At 53.1% G+C, this 18,369-nt stretch carries 15 protein-coding genes; 5 read left to right on the top strand and 10 right to left on the bottom strand.

Features of this window, described 5'->3' with window-relative positions; translation table 11 throughout:
- Nucleotides 1-7: 7 nt before the first annotated feature.
- The 4 genes from BV390_RS15650 (at nt 8) to BV390_RS15635 (ending at nt 6,012) form a co-directional block, all read left to right on the top strand.
- Nucleotides 8-1,144, top strand: coding sequence for a histidine decarboxylase (locus BV390_RS15650; protein ID WP_085397092.1), 1,137 nt, complete (start codon nt 8-10; stop codon nt 1,142-1,144).
- Between the two features lie 254 nt (nt 1,145-1,398).
- Nucleotides 1,399-2,751: an amino acid permease gene (locus tag BV390_RS15645; protein WP_085397119.1), complete on the top strand. Its 1,353-nt coding sequence runs from the start codon at nt 1,399-1,401 to the stop codon at nt 2,749-2,751.
- Nucleotides 2,748-4,016 (top strand): histidine--tRNA ligase, encoded by a 1,269-nt coding sequence (hisS, locus tag BV390_RS15640; RefSeq protein ID WP_085397091.1) that lies wholly within the window; start codon nt 2,748-2,750, stop codon nt 4,014-4,016. Before BV390_RS15645 ends, hisS begins: the two co-directional genes overlap by 4 nt.
- Nucleotides 4,017-4,173: 157 nt before the next feature.
- Nucleotides 4,174-6,012, top strand: a complete 1,839-nt coding sequence (locus tag BV390_RS15635) for an ATP phosphoribosyltransferase regulatory subunit (RefSeq protein ID WP_085397090.1) — start codon at nt 4,174-4,176, stop codon at nt 6,010-6,012.
- Between the two features lie 48 nt (nt 6,013-6,060).
- Here BV390_RS15635 and uhpT read toward each other — a convergent pair whose 3' ends face one another.
- From uhpT to rbsK, 7 genes are all read right to left on the bottom strand, one after another.
- Nucleotides 6,061-7,452, bottom strand: coding sequence for a hexose-6-phosphate:phosphate antiporter (gene uhpT, locus BV390_RS15630; protein WP_032690190.1), 1,392 nt, complete (start codon nt 7,450-7,452; stop codon nt 6,061-6,063).
- A 141-nt stretch (nt 7,453-7,593) separates the two neighbouring features.
- Nucleotides 7,594-8,922, bottom strand: coding sequence for an MFS transporter (gene uhpC / locus BV390_RS15625; RefSeq protein WP_085397089.1), 1,329 nt, complete (start codon nt 8,920-8,922; stop codon nt 7,594-7,596).
- A 9-nt stretch (nt 8,923-8,931) separates the two neighbouring features.
- On the bottom strand, nt 8,932-10,413 hold the full coding sequence (gene uhpB / locus BV390_RS15620; protein WP_168185421.1) for a signal transduction histidine-protein kinase/phosphatase UhpB: 1,482 nt from the start codon (nt 10,411-10,413) through the stop codon (nt 8,932-8,934).
- Nucleotides 10,414-10,430: 17 nt separating this feature from the next.
- Nucleotides 10,431-11,024: a transcriptional regulator UhpA gene (gene uhpA / locus BV390_RS15615; protein ID WP_032690187.1), complete on the bottom strand. Its 594-nt coding sequence runs from the start codon at nt 11,022-11,024 to the stop codon at nt 10,431-10,433.
- 206 nt (nt 11,025-11,230) lie between these two features.
- Nucleotides 11,231-12,244: an aldose 1-epimerase family protein gene (locus BV390_RS15610; protein WP_032690186.1), complete on the bottom strand. Its 1,014-nt coding sequence runs from the start codon at nt 12,242-12,244 to the stop codon at nt 11,231-11,233.
- Nucleotides 12,245-12,255: 11 nt separating this feature from the next.
- Complete coding sequence (fucP, locus tag BV390_RS15605; protein WP_032697056.1) at nt 12,256-13,572, bottom strand: L-fucose:H+ symporter permease; 1,317 nt, start codon at nt 13,570-13,572, stop codon at nt 12,256-12,258.
- 27 nt (nt 13,573-13,599) lie between these two features.
- Nucleotides 13,600-14,520, bottom strand: a complete 921-nt coding sequence (gene rbsK / locus BV390_RS15600) for a ribokinase (RefSeq protein ID WP_004869105.1) — start codon at nt 14,518-14,520, stop codon at nt 13,600-13,602.
- A gap of 336 nt (nt 14,521-14,856) precedes the next feature.
- Between rbsK and BV390_RS15595 the strand changes: the two genes are divergently transcribed.
- A complete protein-coding gene (locus BV390_RS15595) occupies nt 14,857-15,648 on the top strand; it encodes a DeoR family transcriptional regulator (protein WP_085397088.1) in 792 nt (263 codons plus the stop codon).
- Between the two features lie 137 nt (nt 15,649-15,785).
- Here BV390_RS15595 and ilvN read toward each other — a convergent pair whose 3' ends face one another.
- From ilvN to ivbL, 3 genes are all read right to left on the bottom strand, one after another.
- Nucleotides 15,786-16,076 carry an acetolactate synthase small subunit gene (gene ilvN / locus BV390_RS15590; RefSeq protein WP_004869110.1) on the bottom strand — a complete coding sequence of 97 codons (291 nt, stop codon included), beginning with the start codon at nt 16,074-16,076 and terminating at the stop codon, nt 15,786-15,788.
- Between the two features lie 3 nt (nt 16,077-16,079).
- Nucleotides 16,080-17,768 (bottom strand): acetolactate synthase large subunit, encoded by a 1,689-nt coding sequence (gene ilvB / locus BV390_RS15585; RefSeq protein ID WP_047663631.1) that lies wholly within the window; start codon nt 17,766-17,768, stop codon nt 16,080-16,082.
- 101 nt (nt 17,769-17,869) lie between these two features.
- Nucleotides 17,870-17,965: an ilvB operon leader peptide IvbL gene (gene ivbL, locus BV390_RS15580; RefSeq protein WP_004869113.1), complete on the bottom strand. Its 96-nt coding sequence runs from the start codon at nt 17,963-17,965 to the stop codon at nt 17,870-17,872.
- Nucleotides 17,966-18,369: the final 404 nt, after the last annotated feature.

Raw genomic sequence — 18,369 nt, 5'->3', positions numbered from 1 at the left:
GTTTAAAATGACATTATCCATTAGCGATCAAAATAAACTTGATTCTTTCTGGTCATATTGTGTAAAAAACCAATATTTTAATATCGGATATCCTGAATCGGCAGATTTTGATTACACCATCCTTGAACGTTTCATGCGCTTCTCAATCAACAACTGTGGCGATTGGGGAGAATACTGCAACTACTTATTAAACTCCTTTGATTTTGAAAAAGAGGTCATGGAGTATTTCGCCCAGCTATTTAAAATCCCATTTGAAGAAAGTTGGGGGTATGTGACCAATGGCGGTACCGAAGGCAATATGTTTGGCTGCTATCTGGGTCGGGAGATTTTCCCCAACGGTACGCTATACTACTCGAAAGATACCCATTACTCCGTGGCAAAAATCGTCAAACTGTTGCGCATAAAATCGACACTTGTTGAATCGCAACCCAATGGTGAGATGGATTACACCGATTTAATCAAAAAAATAAAACGCGACAATGAAAAACACCCCATTATTTTTGCAAATATTGGGACTACCGTTCGCGGAGCAATTGATAATATTGCCATCATTCAGGAATCAATTAGCGAACTGGGCATTGAACGCAAAGATTATTATCTTCACGCTGACGCGGCGCTGAGCGGAATGATCTTACCTTTTGTTGATAATCCACAGCCGTTTAACTTCGCAGATGGCATTGATTCCATTGGTGTTTCCGGACACAAAATGATTGGCTCACCGATTCCTTGCGGCATTGTTGTTGCTAAAAAGAAAAATGTCGATCGAATCTCTGTAGAGATTGATTATATTTCTGCTCACGATAAAACCATTTCAGGCTCGCGTAACGGTCATACCCCACTCATGATGTGGGAGGCAATTCGTAGCCATTCATGGGAGGAGTGGCGGCGTCGTATCGAACGCAGCCTGAATATGGCGCAATATGCCGTTGACCGTTTTCAGTCCGCGGGAATTGATGCCTGGCGCAACAAAAACTCCATCACCGTCGTCTTCCCTTGCCCATCAGAGGCCGTCTGGAAGAAACACTGTCTTGCTACATCTGGCGATATTGCCCACCTCATCGCCACCGCGCACCACCTTGATTCCAGCAAAATTGATGCACTGATTGATGACGTGATCGCCGACCTGAAAAAACAGGCCGCATAGTAAAAGGGCAGTGATAATCACTCACTGCCCTCCAGGACAGACGTCACCGATGCCGAGACCAATCAATATCGGTGCGTCCTTCAGGCTCTGTTTCTACGGAGCCTTAATTCAGATTACCGCTTTGTCGATATGTTGTAACGACAAAATTGTGCCTGAGACATTCGCCGGGGAGACATCAGACTCCGCTGCGACTGTTTTTCATCATCCACCTAATGGGGACTGGCATGAGTAAATGCTGCGCGAGAACCAATCAGATGGGCCTGCTTGCCCTGACCGTGATGACAGCATCAAATATGATGGGAAGCGGGGTCTTTATGCTGCCCGCCACACTCGCACGTATCGGTGCGATTTCCGTGTGGGGATGGGGGGTCGCTTTTTTAGCCATTACTGCACTGGCACTCATCTTTTGCAAAATGAGTGAGTTATTTCCCCGAAATGGGGGAATTATTGCCAGTATAACGGCGAGTTTTGGCCCTTTCGTTGGCCTGCAAATGACCCTGTTTTACTGGCTTTCAACGTGGATTGGCAATTGTGCCTTGCTACTTGCCGGCGTGGGTTATCTCTCCTATTTCTTCCCCGCACTGCATAACCCCCTCTACGGTACCAGCGCTTGTATTATCTTGTTGTGGCTCTCTGTCCTATGGGGATTAAGAGGTGCAAAGCTGGTGGGATACGCTCAGCTGTTTACCGGTGGGTGCATGGTGGTGGTCATCCTGAGCATCGGTATGCTGGGCTGGTGGCATTTTGATGCCGGGCGTTATCAGATGAGCTGGAATGTCAGTAACCATAGCGACCTGAAGGCCATTATCAACGCCGCAATGATATCGTTATGGGGATTCCTCGGTATTGAATCGGCATCAGTCTCTTTTGGGCAGGTAAAAAATCCCCGTCGTACCGTCCCTCTGGCGACCTTACTGGGCTTAGCCATTGCGGGGTTATGCTATGCCACATCCACCAATGTCATGATGGGCATACTGCCACATGATGTTCTGGTGAATTCATCTTCCCCCTTTGCCGACAGCGCTGCCGCGATGTGGGGGAAAGTCGCCGGCTCTCTGATTTCCGCTATGGTGGTTATCGCCTGTCTTGGCGCGATGCCTGGCTGGCAAATTCTCCAGACAGAAGTCCCCAGAGCCGCCGCAGAGGATGGACTTTTACCGGATTTTTTTGCCCGAATAAATCGCCATGGTGTTCCGTGGGCAGGGCTCGTTTTCACTGCATCTTTGATGACCCTGCTCCTGCTGCTAACGCTGTCACCCGATTTACAAAGCCAGTTCAAAACTATTATTACCCTGGCCATCTCTGCCAGCCTTTTACCCTACGCTTTCGCTGCCATCTCACTCCCGGTAATGATGGTCATCAATCGCCAGAAGAAACATACAAACTTCTATTGCTACTGCTGCCTCAGCTTCATTGCACTTTGTTTCATCACATTAGCCCTTATGACAGAAAGTTCGGCAACGGTGGTGTGGGGAATCGTTTTACAGCTGGCCACTCTCCCTCTTTATCTTTTCTACATTGCCAGGCGTCATCGTCAAAAAAATGACGTCTCAGAAATACGCCCAACAAAACCATCTTTTTCTAATTTAAGTAAGGAGTTGTCATGAACAAGATCCAGGCTATACGAGGTATGAGAGATGTTCTTCCCGATGAAACCCCCATGTGGCAGTGGCTGGAAAGAAAACTCCACCATATGGCATTTCGTTACGGGTATCAGGAGATGCGGCTGCCACTGCTCGAACCGGTGACGCTGTTCGAACGAGCTGTGGGTGAAGCGACCGATATCGTCTCAAAAGAAATGTATGATTTCACAGATAAAAGTGGTGAACATATCACTCTTAGACCTGAAGGAACCAGCGGCTGTATGCGCGCCGTGCTGGAAAACAATATGTGTTACAACAAGTCACAGCGCTTGTGGTATCAAGGACCGATGTTTCGCTATGAGCGCCCGCAAAAAGGCCGCTTGCGCCAGTTTACCCAATTTGGCATCGAAGCATTCGGAATGTCCGGCGCCGACGTGGATGCAGAACTCATTTTTATGATTCGGGATCTCTTTGAAGATTTAAATATTACTCAGAACGTCCGCCTCGAAATAAACTCACTCGGTACCTCCGCAGAACGGCAGGCGCATCGCGAAGAGCTGGTCAAATGGTTCACTCAGCATGCTGCTGTGCTCGACGAAGATAGCGTGAAACGTCTTGCCATTAACCCATTACGTATTCTCGACAGTAAAAATCCTGACCTTCAGAGCGTTATTGAACATGCTCCACGTCTACTTGATTTTTTAGGTGAAGAGTCTCGCCAGCATTTTGATACCCTACGGACGATTTTGGATAATGCAGGAATTACCTATCAAATTAACCCCCGCCTGGTACGCGGCTTAGATTATTACTCTCGGACCGTCTTCGAATGGGTTACTGATGATTTAGGATCTCAGGGTACCGTTTGTGGTGGTGGGCGCTACGATGGCCTCGCAGAACTGTTTAGCGGCAAGAAACTTCCCGCATGTGGTTTTGCCATCGGTATCGAACGCTTACTCTTGCTGCTACAAACCGTTTCTGACGGCCAGAACCCACAATGGCAGTCGGCACCTGATATTGCTATTACCAGCGAGCTAAATGATGGTGGTGTTCGCGCGCAGATGCTCGCTTGTCAGTTACGCAGAGACCTACCTGGTTTAAACGTATTGACTGATTGCAGCGGGGCGAAATTAAAGCGACAACATCAAAATGCGCTTAAAAGTGGTTGCCAATACATCCTTACTATTAATTACGATGAGAAGCTTCGGCTATGGAGTTTGCGAAATAATCAGCAAGAATCTATGAGTATAGAGCAAGTAAAACTACAAATTTCAGAAATTAGTCACAAATAAAAAACTGAGCTATCAAACTACCCTTGTCGTTTTTTGGTAGCTCCTGTAAGATATTCAAAAATGGGAGTGAGTATGATTAACGCCATGATAATTATAATAAAACAACCATCACACTTCCCTCCTTATATTATCACTCAATAAATTAAGTGATTTAACTATGCCGCGAAAAAAAAGATTATTCATTGATGGCATCCCTCATCTTGTAAAACTGTCAGGACATAATGATGAGGTTATATTTAAGGATGACGAAGACATTAGCAATTTTTATCATTGTGTTGATAATGCATTAGTTATTTACAATATAAAATTACATGCATATTCATTGTCTTTGCAAAAAATAACATTGCTCCTTTCAGCCCCAGATAAAGAAAGTCTGGGACGTTTCATGCAGCACCTTGGAAAAGGTTACGCGCATGATTTCAACCACCGACATCAGCGGCATGGCACGCTGTGGGATAGCCGTTACGATTGCAGCCCAGTCGAACCCAATGCGTATTTTTTACTCGTTAAAAAATATATTGAATGCCACTGCACCGATGAATTTACTCATCACAGCTCTGCCGATGCGCCAGAGGAAAGAATTACACCTCACGACGAGTATTTACGCCTGGGGGAAAACTCATTACAACGTCGAAATATTTATCAACATTTTTGCCTCAGCAGCATGAGTCCGGCAATAATAACGCGAATTGAATCTGCATTAACCCAAAATTGCCTGCTGGCTACCACTGCATACTCTAAATCACTTGAGGAAAAATTCCAACGGAATTTACGCCCACGGAAAATAGGCCGTCCCAGGAAACATGACCACAATCCCGCGGCAACCTGGGAGTGGCTAGAAAAAAAAGCAGAATACCTGTTGCGCCAGTATTGTTATCACGAAATACGAACTCCGTTGCTGGAAAAACTTGAGGAAGATTTAACTCAGTCTTTTTGCTCTGACTCCGGCGAGCTTTTATTAAATCATCAGGCATTACTTCGCGGTGATGGCACCATGGGGTGCTTACGGCTACTTTCACAGCATCGAAATTTGCAAACTGAAACAAGGGTCTGGTATCAGGGGACAATGTTTCGTCGTCAGCATCAGCAAAATATCAGCCAGTTTCACCAGCTGGGTGTTGAGACCTTCGGCTATTCCGATATTGGCATTGAAATCGAACTTATTTCCCTACAGTACGATTTTTTTAAATCTCTTCAGTTATTACCGTTCATCGACCTCAAAGTTAACACTACCGGAAATCAGGAAGAGTTTGCGCATTTTCGTCATGCCCTACAACAATACTATCGTCCTTTCGCCGCACTGTTGAACGCCCAACAACTTAACTGGCTCAACATCCGCCCGGAACGTTTATTAACGGATAAAGACAGTTTAATGCAGCGTCTTGCGGAACCGGCTCCTCAATTAGAGTCATGGATATCACCCCGCTCACGTCAGCGATTCACCCGGCTCTGTGACACCCTGACGGCCTTGCATATCCCGTTTACTCACGACCGCAAACTTTTCCCCGTGAATAACTACAATGATCTTATTTTTGAGTGGCACTCTGACGCCCCGTATCGCCATCAATTGTTATGCCGGGGAGGACGCTATGATCATACTGCCAGCCGGCTGATTGGCCACCCTGTGTCCGCCTGCGGGTTTGCTTTTATGCTGGAACCTATCATGCATCTGCTCAGCAGTACCAAAAAAGTTAACTTACCCGGCAAGCATATTGATCTGGTGATTATTCCATGTCAGGAAAGAGCCCGCAGCGTGGCATTGACCCTGAGCCGGCGCTTACGCCGCAGTTTTCCACATTTAAGCATTCTGAATGATTGTTCTTCTTTACGTCTCGCGACCAGACAAAAAAATGCCCAGCGCCAGGGCGCTCGCTTTATTTTACTTATTGATGGCAATGAGACCGAGGTAACATTTTACGACGAAGAAAATCATGATTGGGTACAAATTTCACTCAACGATGTCGTCGCCCATTTGAGTCATTCACTGATGGTGTAATAAAAAAGCCCGGCATAAATGCCGGGCAACGTTACCTATACTCATCACTCAGGCATTCTGCAGGATGGGTTTCTTTTTCTCGCGACGAATTTTACGTTCTTCAAAGACCGCGACGATGGCCATCAGGCAGATACAGCCGATAGCTGCCGCATCCAGCGCCGCAAAGGTACCCGCCCAGCCAGTCAGGCCAAAGACCGGCGTGCCGTCGGCAATCATCCCCAGTCCCAGTTTGGCAAAGCTGTCGCCTATCAGATAAGCGAAGGTGCCTTTGATACCGTCCGCCGCACCGATGGCTTTTTTCGGGACGAAGCCCACCGCCGCAACGCCGATCAGCAGCTGCGGGCCAAAGACCAGGAAGCCTAAGGCAAACAGCGACATCAGATAGACATACTGGTTGCTGGCATGCTGGTAAACACCCAGGGTGGCGATGATTAACGCCAGCGCGATACAGGCCACCAGCGCACGACGGCCGTTCGCCAGATCCGACAGCCAACCCCACAGCAGCGTGCCGACCAGCGCCCCGACTTCAAACAGGGTAAAGCCCTGAATCGCCACCTCTTTGGAAAGCTTCAGCTCCTGGAAGGCATAGACCGTCGACCACTGATCGATACCGATGCGCACCACATAGAGGAAGATGTTGGAGAAGCACAGCAGCCAGATGACTTTGTTTTTCAGGACATACTCGACGAAAATCTGCCATTTGGTCATGGCGTTCTCTTCCGTCTCTTTATCCTCTTCGCTGATCTCTTCGCCAAACAGCTCTTCCGCGTTACCGAGGCCGTAAGATTCCGGAGAGTCGCTACCAAAACGCAGACCGATAAAGCCGACAATCAGCGCAATAATCGACGGGAAGATGAACATGCCGATGACGTGGCCGTCGAACAAATAGTTCGCGCCAAACAGCGCCACGCCCGCAGCGCCCGCGCCGCCGAGGTTGTGAGAGATATTCCAGAAGCCGAGGAAGGTGCCGCGCTTACGACGTGGCGTCCATTTGGTAATGGTCGAATAGCTACACGAACCGCCGGTGCTCTGGAAGAAACCGCTCAGCGCATAGAAGGCGATCATCAGGAACAGACTGGTTGAACCGGCCCCCATACTGGCGCTAAAGCCGAGCATACAGATGGCGGAGAGGATCAGCATAAACGGCAGGAACTGCTTGGTGTTTTTACCGTCTGCGTAGTAAGACACCAGCGTTTTACCCACGCCGTAGGTGATCGAGAAGCCAAGGCCAATCATCCCCAGCTGGGTCATGCTCAACCCGTAGGTGGAGATCATATCGTTCTGGGCAATGTTAAAGTTTTTGCGGATCAGATACATCGTCAGGTAGCCAATAAAGACCACCAGATAGGACTGCATGAACGGTTTGAACCACATTTTACGCCGCACATCGAGCGGCAGATCCAGGGTCGGCTTGCGCACCTGGTTTAGAAAGGCCAGCATAGGACACTCCGGGCTAATTTTTATACCTGCGAATGGCAGGCATTGTAAAAAGCCGCGCTGCGACTGGCCTGAGACAGTGTCCAGGCGGAACCGGGAAAATTTCTTAGTTTTGCCTCACTCGGGGTAAAAAGGAGAGACAGGTCACGCTTCGCTGGCGGTTCTGGGTGCCTGAGCGTTTAAAAATGGCAGCAGCAGCAGCGCGGAAATGCCGGCGGCAATAGCGATGACTACGAAAAAACCGCTCCAGTGCCAGATTTCCATAATCTGCGCCAGCGGCCAGCCGGACAGCGACGCCCCGAGATAGGCAAACAGCCCGACAAACCCGGTTGCCGCGCCCGCCGCTTCTTTATGGGAACACTCCGCCGCCGCCATGCCAATCAGCATCTGGGGGCCAAACACAAAGAAACCGGTGGTAAAGAAGCAGGCCGCCTGCATCACATAGCTGGCGAAAGGCATCAGCCACAAACCACCGACCGAGAGCAAAATACCGGCGGCGAAAATCAGGTTCATCGGTCCACGGTTGCCGTTAAACAGCTTATCCGAGCCCCATCCCGCCACCAGCGCGCCAATAAAACCGCCCAGTTCGAACATCGTTACCGCCGAATTAGCGGTCACCAGATCGACGCCCAGCGTCTCCGACATATACAGGTTGCCCCAGTCGTTAATCGCCGCCCGCACCACGTATACCAGCACGTAGCACAGCGACAGCAGCCAGATATAGGGATTGAGCAGTACGTATTTGGTAAGAATCTCTTTGCGCGTCAGACCCGCCCCCTCCTGCTGCTGGGCAATCTCCAGCTCGTCATGCCGCCAGTCGCCCACCGCAGGCAGCCCGACGACCTGCGGCCGGTCGCGCAGTCGCCAGCAGAGGAACAGCCCGGCGAGAATCGCCAGCATCCCGGCAATCATCATCCCGGTACGCCAGCCGTAGCGTAGCGCCGCCGCGCCGACCACCATCGGAATCAGCGCCCCGCCGACGTTATGCGCGGTATTCCACAATGCCCACCAGCCGCCGCGCTCGGTTCGCGAATACCAGGCCGTCAGCAGACGGGCGCACACCGGCGACCCCCAGCCCTGGAAAAAAGCGTTCAGCGCCCACAGCAGGGCGAACGCCCATAGCGAGGTGGAGAAGCCAAACAGAATATTGACCACGCCGGTGGCGATAAGGCCCAGCCCCATAAAATAACGGGCGTTGGAACGGTCGCTGACGATGCCGGAGAAAAACTTCGATAGCCCGTAGGTGATGTAAAACAGCGTCGCCAGCAGGCCAATATCGCTGCGGGTCAGGACGTTGCTGGCGAGAATTTCCGGCACCGCGGCGTTAAAGCTTTTGCGCGTGAAATAAAACAGGGCATAGCCCAGCCAGATGGTCAGCAGAATATGACGCCGCCAGTAGCGATAACGCTCATCCAGCGCCTGCTTATCGGTAACCGGCGCGGCATCGGGCGGGGATTTCAGAAAGCTCAGCATCATGACTCCTCAAACATAACGGCGCGGCAGGCTGACGCAGACACGGGTGCCGTGCGTGCAGGAGATAGTGAGCGTACCGCCCAGCGCCGTCACGCGTTCGCGCATACCGGTCAGGCCAAAGCCCTGCTGCCCGGTACCCGGCGGCAGCCCGCAGCCATCATCCTCAAGTACCAGCATCAGCCGTTGATCCTGCTGCCAGCCCTGCAGCGTCACCGCGCTGGCGCTGGCATGTTTGACGATATTATTCAGCCCTTCCTGACAGACGCGGAACAGCGTCACGCGCTGGTTTTCGCTCAAGGCGGCCTCATCAATGCGCCAGTCGAGATGGCTGATCATCCCACGATCTTCCAGCTCCATTTCGCGCATCAGCGAACGTACCGCCTGTTCAAGGGTCAGATCGTCGAGCTGACGCGGGCGCAGACGACCCAGCAGCCGACGAACCGAGTCGTAAACCCCTAGCGAAAGCTGCTCAATCAGCTGACCGCTCTGTTTCACGCCGCCGTTTTCCGGCGCCAGACGCTGCACAATCCCGGCCTGGGTGCGAATCGCGGTGATGGTCTGGCCAATATCATCATGCAGCTCGCGCGCCACGTCCCGGCGCACGCTCTCTTCCGTTTCCAGCAGCCGCTCCGCCAGCCGCCGGTTACGCGCCAGCTCGCTTTGCAGCGACTGGTTCAGCTCGCGCAGACGCTGAATTCCGGCGCCCAGCAGCAGCCCGGTCAGGCTCTGCGCCAGCAGTGAGAGCAGCAAATCCACCGGATGATCGTGCCAGGTCTGGCTGGCGATTAACGCGATAGCGTTCATCAGCGCGGCGATCAGCGCCCCCTGCCAGCCGTAATGCCAGGCTAAAGCGATGATCGGCAGCGCCAGGCAGAAAGGGGTAAAACGCGAGAGCTCGGCGGGCAGTCCCAGCTGTAGCCAGAGGCTGACGGTAAACAGCAGCAGATACCAGATAAGATGCCGCCCTCGCCAGTTGACCGGCTGTGAAACCAGCGATGGCCCCAGCGGTCGCCAGACGGTGCTGGTGAGATAGTGCCAGATAACCAGGCAGGTCGGGGCCAGCGTCAGGCCGCCGGTTAACGTCAACAGCAGCGCGTTCAGTCCGTCGCTCCCTTCGCTCATCCACGGCAGTGATTGCAGCAGCGCGGCGGCAATCAGCGCCCCGCCCTGACGCAGCAATGTGAGCCAGTCGCGCTGGTGACGATAGCGTGAAATGAGCGCCACCGGCAGCAGCGCCAGCACGCTACCGATCATCAATATTATCGGATGCGCCAGCGCCACTTCCTGCGCCAGCCAGAAGATCAGCAGCCATTCAGCGCCCAGTAACACCGGCCAGTAGCCGCGCGGACACTGCAGCATCAAACCCAGCCGCAGGCCAAAGGGGAACAGCAGGACGGCAAGATCCGGTCGTTCGACCAGGTGCAGGCTGATGCTCCACAGGCAGAACCACGCGGCGGAGAAAATACAGAAGCAGCCAGCCACCGAAAGCAGCCGGGAGAGGAACGGTCTCATTGCCAGCTATCGAACATACGCCGCGCCAGCTCAACATCGTTGCTGACGCCCAGCTTTTCCAGCAGATTGGCGCGATGCACGTGTACGGTTTTTGGCGACAATGCCAGCTCAGCGGCGATCTCTTTCACCGCCATCCCCTGCGCCAGCTTTTCTGCGACCTGCCGCTCGCGGCGGGTGAGCGGATCCTGGCGGCCTGCCGCCAGCTTCATGGCGATGTCCGGCGTCAGGTAACAACCGCCGGCCGCCACCGTTCTGACCGCGGCGATCAGCTCATCCGGGCTACAGCGTTTGGAGAGAAAACCGCGGGCGCCGGCATTCAGCGCCTGTTCCACCAGCGCCGGACTGTCGTGAACAGAGAGCATGATGGTCGCCATGCCTTTAGGCAACTGGCTGAGCAGCTCAAGTCCTGACATATCCGGCATCGAAATATCACAAATACAGACCTGTACGCCGCGCCCGGGCAGCCCCGCCAGCGCTTCGCGGGCGGAACCAAATTCGGCAACCACCTGAAAGTCGGCTTCCAGCCCCAGCAGCTGCGCAAAACCGGAGCGGACGATAAGATGATCGTCGATAAGGGCAATGGTGGTCATGGCGTTTCCTGGCGGGTTAAAAAACGCGCTTACCTTAACGATATAAACGGCATCCTTCAAGCGGCGTCTGCGCTGGTGACATCTGCTTCCCCCAGCCACTGACTTAAGTCAGTAACCGGGGATTCTCAGACTTGCCGCCTTGATGCCACTTGAATGATTTTGTTTATCGCGCGTTGTTGTTCAATCCTTGAGCAGGATTATCCGCCTCAGGCGATACCGGTGGTCACCGTGAAGGTCCGGGTTTGCTGCGGCGCCAGTGAAATCAGGCTGCCATTACGCTGAGCCGCCAGGAATCCCTCGGGCCGACAGGTGGCGGGCAGCGCGAAAGCAGCAACCTGCTGATCGCCGTTATAGAGGATCCAGCGGGTAACATAATTGAACTCGGTGCTGGAGAACCGCGTGACAAACGTGGTGCCATCCGGCGCTATCATGCGAAATTCCGGGCTATCGGTGTAGCGATCCAGCTGATCGGCAAAAAAGACGATTTCCGGGTCGTAATATTGAGGCTCGCACAACGCGGTCAGCGAGGCTTCGCCTTGCAGGAGACGCTGATTGAACGCCAGCCACGATTCCGTCGGCTGCACGTGGGCAGGTACCGATTCGCGCAGCGAGAGCGCTTCGTCAGGGATATTCTGGCTGAAGGTCGCCTGCGCCACATAGGCATAGTTCATATGGCACATGTACTGCAGCGGCATGGCGACAGAGGCAAGATTGGTCACCGCCATCTGGATATCAAACAGCGCGCTGGCTCGCCGTAAGGCCACCGTCGGCCGCGCCTCATAGTGATGACCAAAGCCCATCACGTATTCATAGCGCCCCGCCACGCGCAGGCAGTCTGCCTCCAGTTCAAGCCAGGCTTCATCCATGGCCGCACAGGCCATTTCACCATGCAGCGGGTGAGTATCCTGCGGCGACGGACAGCCGTTCGCCAACAGCCCTGAGTGGAAAGCGAAACAGCCATAGGTGGCCACCACCTCCGCTGCCGGCTTCGGCTCGCTGAACATATTGCGCATGGTCAGATCGCGGCCATCAAACTCAGCATCCCAGATCATTTGCCCCAGCCAGGGCAAAATCACCAGATAACCGCGCGCGTTTTCCACCCGCAGCCCCTCTACGCCGCTGGCATAGCGGAAAGCCGTCACCGTGAAGTCATCATTCGCCAGCAGCGTGCGCGGTTGCTCGCTAAAGAGCTGGCGCCATAAAGGTAAGCGTGTCGTCATGATCGTTCTCCTCAGGATGCCGTCGCTTCAGTCAGCGCCCGGCGAACTTTGCATTCGCGCCAGAAATAGATGCCGACATAGATGAAGCACAGCATCGGTACCAGGAAAGAGACCTGCAGCGAGTGGAACATATCGGCGACAAAGCCCTGAATCGCAGGGACGACGGCGGCGCCAATAATCGCCATCACAATGACCGCACCGGCCATTTCAGTGTGTTCGTTATCCACCGTATCGAGCGTACCGGCATAGATGGTTGCCCAGCACGGTCCGAACAGCACGCTCACCAGCACCGCCACGTAGACCGCGCTAAAGCTCGGCGCCAGCGCCACATACGCAAGGAACAGTGCGCCGATAACCGAGTAGAGAATCAGCACCTTTTCCGGCGTGAAGCGGGTCATTAAAATGTTGGCGATAAACTTGCCAATAAAGAAGCAGGCAAAGCTGTAGACCATAAACGTTGAGGCATCACGCTCGTTGATATCACCCAACTCCAGCGCAAGGCGAATGGTGAACGACCAGACGGTAACCTGCATACCGACATACAGGAACTGGGCGGCAATTCCGCGACGAAAACGTGCGTTGGTAGCCAGGTAGCGCAGCGTGTCGGCCGCCGACGGGCGTTTATGGTTCGCCGTCTGCGCAACTTTACAGGTCGGGAAGCGCGTCAGCAGGAACAGCACCATGACCACCACCAGCACCATGATCATGTACTTGTAAGGCTCAAGGGTGTTTTCCAGCATCAGGACTTTAAAGTTATGGATCTGCTCGGCATTCATGCCAGCCATCTGTTTTTCCAGACTTTCGCCATCGGAAAAGACCAGATATTTACCCAGCAAAATACCGGCTGCCGCGCCAATCGGATAAAAGGTCTGGCTGATGTTCAGGCGCAGCGTGGCATGGCTTTTCGGGCCGATCATCGAACTGTAGGTGTTCGCTGCCGTCTCAAGAAAGCTCAGGCCGATGGCAATCGCGAAAATCGCGGCCAGGAACATGGTGTAGGTTGCCATGTGCGAAGCCGGGAAAAAGAGCGTGCAGCCGACGATATACAGCGTCAGTCCGGTGAGAATAGCGACCTTATAGCTGGTATTTTTAATCACTAACGACGCCGGGATCGCAATTAAAAAATAACCGCCATAAAATGCGCTCTGGACCAGCGCGGAGGCAAAGTTACTTAATGCAAACACGCTTTTAAACTGCGTAATTAAAATATCATTTAAGGCCGCAGCACATCCCCATAAAGGGAATAAGCAGGATAACAAAATAAACTGGAACAGAGGTGTTTTGTTCAGATAGCCGTCAGGCATCTGAATGATGTTTTTATCGTTCATAGTGCTACCTTTTACAGTGCAGAGTGATTATTCGTTTAACGACAGATATTCATTAAACTGCTCGATACTGGGATAAGACGATTGCGTGCCTTTCCCCGTGACGCTAAAGGCGGCAAAGAGAGCGGCTTTTTTCATGGCGGATTCAACATCTCCGCTCTGGACGTAATAGTGAGCAAAACAACCGATAAAGGCATCGCCTGCGCCGCTGGTATCTACCGCGCTGACTTTAAATGCCGGGACATGCACTTCCTGAGTGCGCGTCATCCACAGCGCGCCCTTCTCACCCATGGTCACAATAATATTGTTGAGGCCTTTTTCAACGAGGCTGCGGGCGGCGGCACGAATATTGTCGTAAGTATCAACAGGCAGGCCGGTTAATATTTCCAGCTCGGTCTCATTGGGAACAAAGAAATCACATTTACAGGCATAAGACATATCTAATTCGCGCAACGCGGGCGCCGGATTTAATAACACTTCAATGCCGTGCTTTTTACCAAATTCGATAGCGTGGTAAACCGTTTCCAGTTGAACCTCAAGCTGCAACACAATCAGCTGGCATTTTTTTAAATCCTCGGCGGCGCGATCGATATCTTCAGGAGAGAGGAACTTGTTGGCGCCTTTAATAATAAGAATGCTGTTGCTGGAGTTGGCATTCACAAAGATCGGCGCCACGCCGCTGCTGGTACAAGGGACTTTCTCAACATAAGTGGTATTGATGCCCCAGGACTCAAGATTGCGAATCGTGTTATCCGCAAAGATGTCATCTCCCACCTTGGTCAACATCAGCACTTTCGAATTAAGCTTAGCGGCGGCAACGGCCTGGTTGGCCCCTTTCCCGCCGCAGCCAATTTTGAACGCCGGCGCCTCAAGGGTTTCCCCCTCTTTCGGCATCTGGTTGGTGTAGGTGATGAGGTCCACCATGTTGGAGCCAATAACCGCGATATCCATTTTACTACCTCTCAGAAACAATCACACAACAATGATATTATCGTAACATTATCATGTTACTTTAGTACCATTTGTGACCATGATCGCGATTGCAGTATCATTTCTTGTTTATTTATCATCCAGGAAAATGTGGGAAATCGAGAGGGAAAGAAAAATAAAAATCAAAGACAACAAGATAAGAAACTGAAAATAAAGAAATTATATTAATAAAAACGAGATCGGTCAGACTTTTAATTCTCAAGGGGCCGCAGTATAGTAATGTGAATGCATAATGTTTCAGCAGGGACAAAAATGTTACCAAAGGAACATTTGCCAAATGAATTGCGGAGAGTGTGAATGGAGACCAAGCAAAAAGAACGTATACGTCGTCTGATGGAACTGCTGAAGAAAACCGACCGAATCCATCTTAAAGACGCCGCGCGTATGCTGGAGGTCTCTGTGATGACGATTCGTCGGGATCTCAGCCAGGAAAACGACGAACCGCTGCCGCTCACGCTATTAGGCGGCTACGTGGTGATGGTCAACAAACCCTCATCGCCTTCCGTCACGCCAGCGCTGGCGACAAAACCGGCCCATCATCGCGACGAACTGCCCATTGCCATCCTCGCCGCCGGCCTGGTCAGCGAAAACGACCTGGTCTTTTTTGATAACGGCAGCGAAATGCCGCTGGTCATCAATATGATCCCCGATGACATTACCTTTACCGGTATTTGCTATTCACATCGGGTGTTTATGGCCTTAAATGAAAAGCCCAATGCCACCGCCATTTTATGCGGTGGCACCTATCGGGCGAAGAGCGATGCCTTCTACGATAACGGCAACCCTTCGGCGCTGGATTCACTCAATCCGCGTAAAGTGTTTATCTCCGCCAGCGGCGTTCACGAACATTTTGGCGTCAGCTGGTTTAACCCCGACGACCTCGCCACGAAACGTAAAGCGATGGATCGCGGCCTGCGGAAAATCCTGCTCGCGCGCTACGCGCTGTTCGACGATGTTGCGCCTGCCAGTATAGCGCCGCTGCCGGCATTTGATGTGCTGATCAGCGATCGCCCGTTACCGGCAGACTATGCCACGCACTGCCGGAACGGGTCGGTAAAAGTCATCACGCCGGACTCTGAAAGCGAATAACTGAGCGTCATCCCACCAGGCGTAGATTGTTGCAGCCAGTCTGGACGCGGGCAGCGCGGAAAAACCAGAGCGTACACGCAGTACGTGCACTGCCCATGGCCAAAATGGCAAATAAAATAGCCTGATGGGGCAGGCTCTTACTCAAAGAAGACGGCAATTTTATTAAACATGGAAGGATCGGACTGATTACGCGCCACCTTCTCCACATCTTCCAGTTTTTCAATCTGACTGATCATCTGCCCCAGCCGCTGGTCATCGTTCACCAGCAGCCAGATGCGGCTGTGGTTGCTGTTCTGAATCGGCAAACAGAGAATGCCTTCCACGTTGAACGCGCGGCGGGCAAACAGGCCACAAACGTGGGTCATCACTCCCGGATGGTTGCGCACGGTGAGTTCCAGAATAACGTTGTCATGAGTCTGCTGTTGCATGGTTTATTCCCCCACCATTTCTGTATTTGCCGCTCCCGGCGGAACCATCGGATAGACTTTTTCTTCCGCATCAATACGCACATGAATCAGCGCCGGACCGGGACGATCGATGATCGCCTGCAGCGCCGCCTGCGGGTCGGCTTCGTGATTTAAATCGCAGGTTTGCAGACCAAATCCGGCGGCGATCTGCATAAAGTTAATCATTCCGGGATAGGTGGCAGCAAATACCCCCTGCTGATAGAACAGGCTCTGTTGCTGATAGACCAGCCCCAACGCTTCGTTATTCATCAGGATGATTTTCACATCCAGCTGGTTTTCTGCCGCGGTGGCCATCTCCTGAATGTTCATCATCAGGCTGCCGTCACCGGAGAAGCAGATGACTTTGCGCTGTGGATTAGCCAGCGCCGCTCCGACCGCTGCCGGCAGACCGAATCCCATGGTTCCCAGCCCGCCGGAAGTCAGCCATTGACGCGGGCGATTCAGCGGATAAGCCTGCGCGACCCACATCTGATGCTGACCGACATCGGTGGTGACGATCGCCTCATCATTGACGCAGGCGGCAACGGCGTTGATCAGGCCGTAATGGGTGAGCGGGTCGCTCTCCTGCGGAATCGGGGACGGAAACTCACGCTGCAGATCCGCCACCATCTGGCGCCACTCGTCGCGCGGCTGGGCGGCGACCTGCGGCGTCAGCTGCGCCAGAACGTCGGCCACATCCCCTTGAATCGCCACGTGCGGCTGCTTGATTTTACCCAGTTCGGAACGGTCGATATCAACGTGAATAATTTTCGCGTTCGGGCAGAACTGCTCGGTTTTACCAATCGCCCGGTCATCAAAACGCGCGCCTAAAACAACCAGTAAATCCGCTTCTTGCAGAATAAAGTTGGTGCTGCGCGCGCCGTGCATACCCAGCATGCCCAGCGACAGCGGATGCGCCTTCGGCAGCATCCCCAGCGCCATCAGGGTCATGGTGGTAGGCAGGTTCGCTTTTTCCGCCAGCGCACGCACCTGCTCAGGGGCGTTAATCACGCCGCCGCCCAGATAAAGTACCGGGCGCTTAGCCGCATTGATCATGGCGGCCGCGTCGTGGACGCTGGCGCTGTCAAATGTCGGCGGTGTGGTGCGCGCACCCGGCTCCGGTAACGCCTCCAGCTCGATGGTCGCCGTCTGCACATCCTTAGGAATATCTATCCACACCGGACCCGGGCGGCCGGACTGGGCGATACGAAAAGCATCGCTCATCACCTGCGGCAGTTCAGCAATATCGCGGACCAGGTAGTTATGTTTGGTGATGGGGATAGAGATACCGTAGGTGTCGACTTCCTGGAACGCATCGGTCCCGATCATCGATGCCGGAACCTGGCCGGTAATGCACACCAGCGGAATCGAGTCCAGACGCGCATCGGCGATGGCGGTGATCAGGTTGGTGGCGCCCGGGCCGCTACAGGCCATACAGACCGCCGGTTTGCCCTCGGTACGCGCCATCCCCTGAGCGATAAAGCCCGCGCCCTGCTCGTGACGCGCCAGAACGTGGCGAATCTGCGTGCTTTGGCTTAATGCGTCATAGATGGGAAGGATAGAGCCGCCCGGGATGCCCGCAACGGTCGTGATCCCCTGGCGTTCCAGTAAATGAATAACTAACTGTGCGCCGGTAAAGCGCATTTTTTCTGATGTTGTGCCCGAACTTGCCATGCTCCAGTCCTTTTATTTTGAGCCGACTTACCGGGCGAGTGTCGAAAAAAAACCCCGCTCGGTTTGCGCCGGCGGGGTTTGGAATCGTGTTGTTCCGGACCCTACGGCGCATTGCCGACGACGACCACCACACGCACGACGACCACCGCGGCAGGCGCGGTTTTTAGTAGAGTCGAAGTCAGAATGGAAGCGTTCATTAGGGACCTGTTGTGTCGAAAATTTAACTGAATTTATACAAACACAGCCGCCGCCATTAAACAACGGATTTATTTTCATCCACGAGGATTTGTGTGAAGGATCACAATTTCTTACCGGTCGAAAAAAACAAAAAACCCCGCCGGAGCGAGGTTTTTCTCAGCATGTTTACGGCTGGTAACCGCAAGTACACTGTATTACGTCAACGCTGAAAGTATACGCGCGCGCAGGCGTTCACGCAATTTTCACCCCGGTTTTTGCCAAAGTAGAGTATGGATGGCGAGCGCAATTTTGTCGAGAAAATGTCGCGGTAGGGATACCCGTTACCGGATACCCCCCGCACAGATCCCGGCGTGCGCGATTTACGCACCGGGCTCCTGCCTCGGGTGTCTGGCGGTGAACCGCT

The sequence above is a fragment of the Klebsiella sp. YJ genome (genome assembly GCF_002108615.1).
Classification (GTDB): Bacteria; Pseudomonadota; Gammaproteobacteria; order Enterobacterales; family Enterobacteriaceae; genus Klebsiella; species Klebsiella planticola.
The sequence above is the reverse complement of the archived record's forward strand: the minus strand, read 5'-3'. Positions and strand labels throughout refer to the sequence as shown.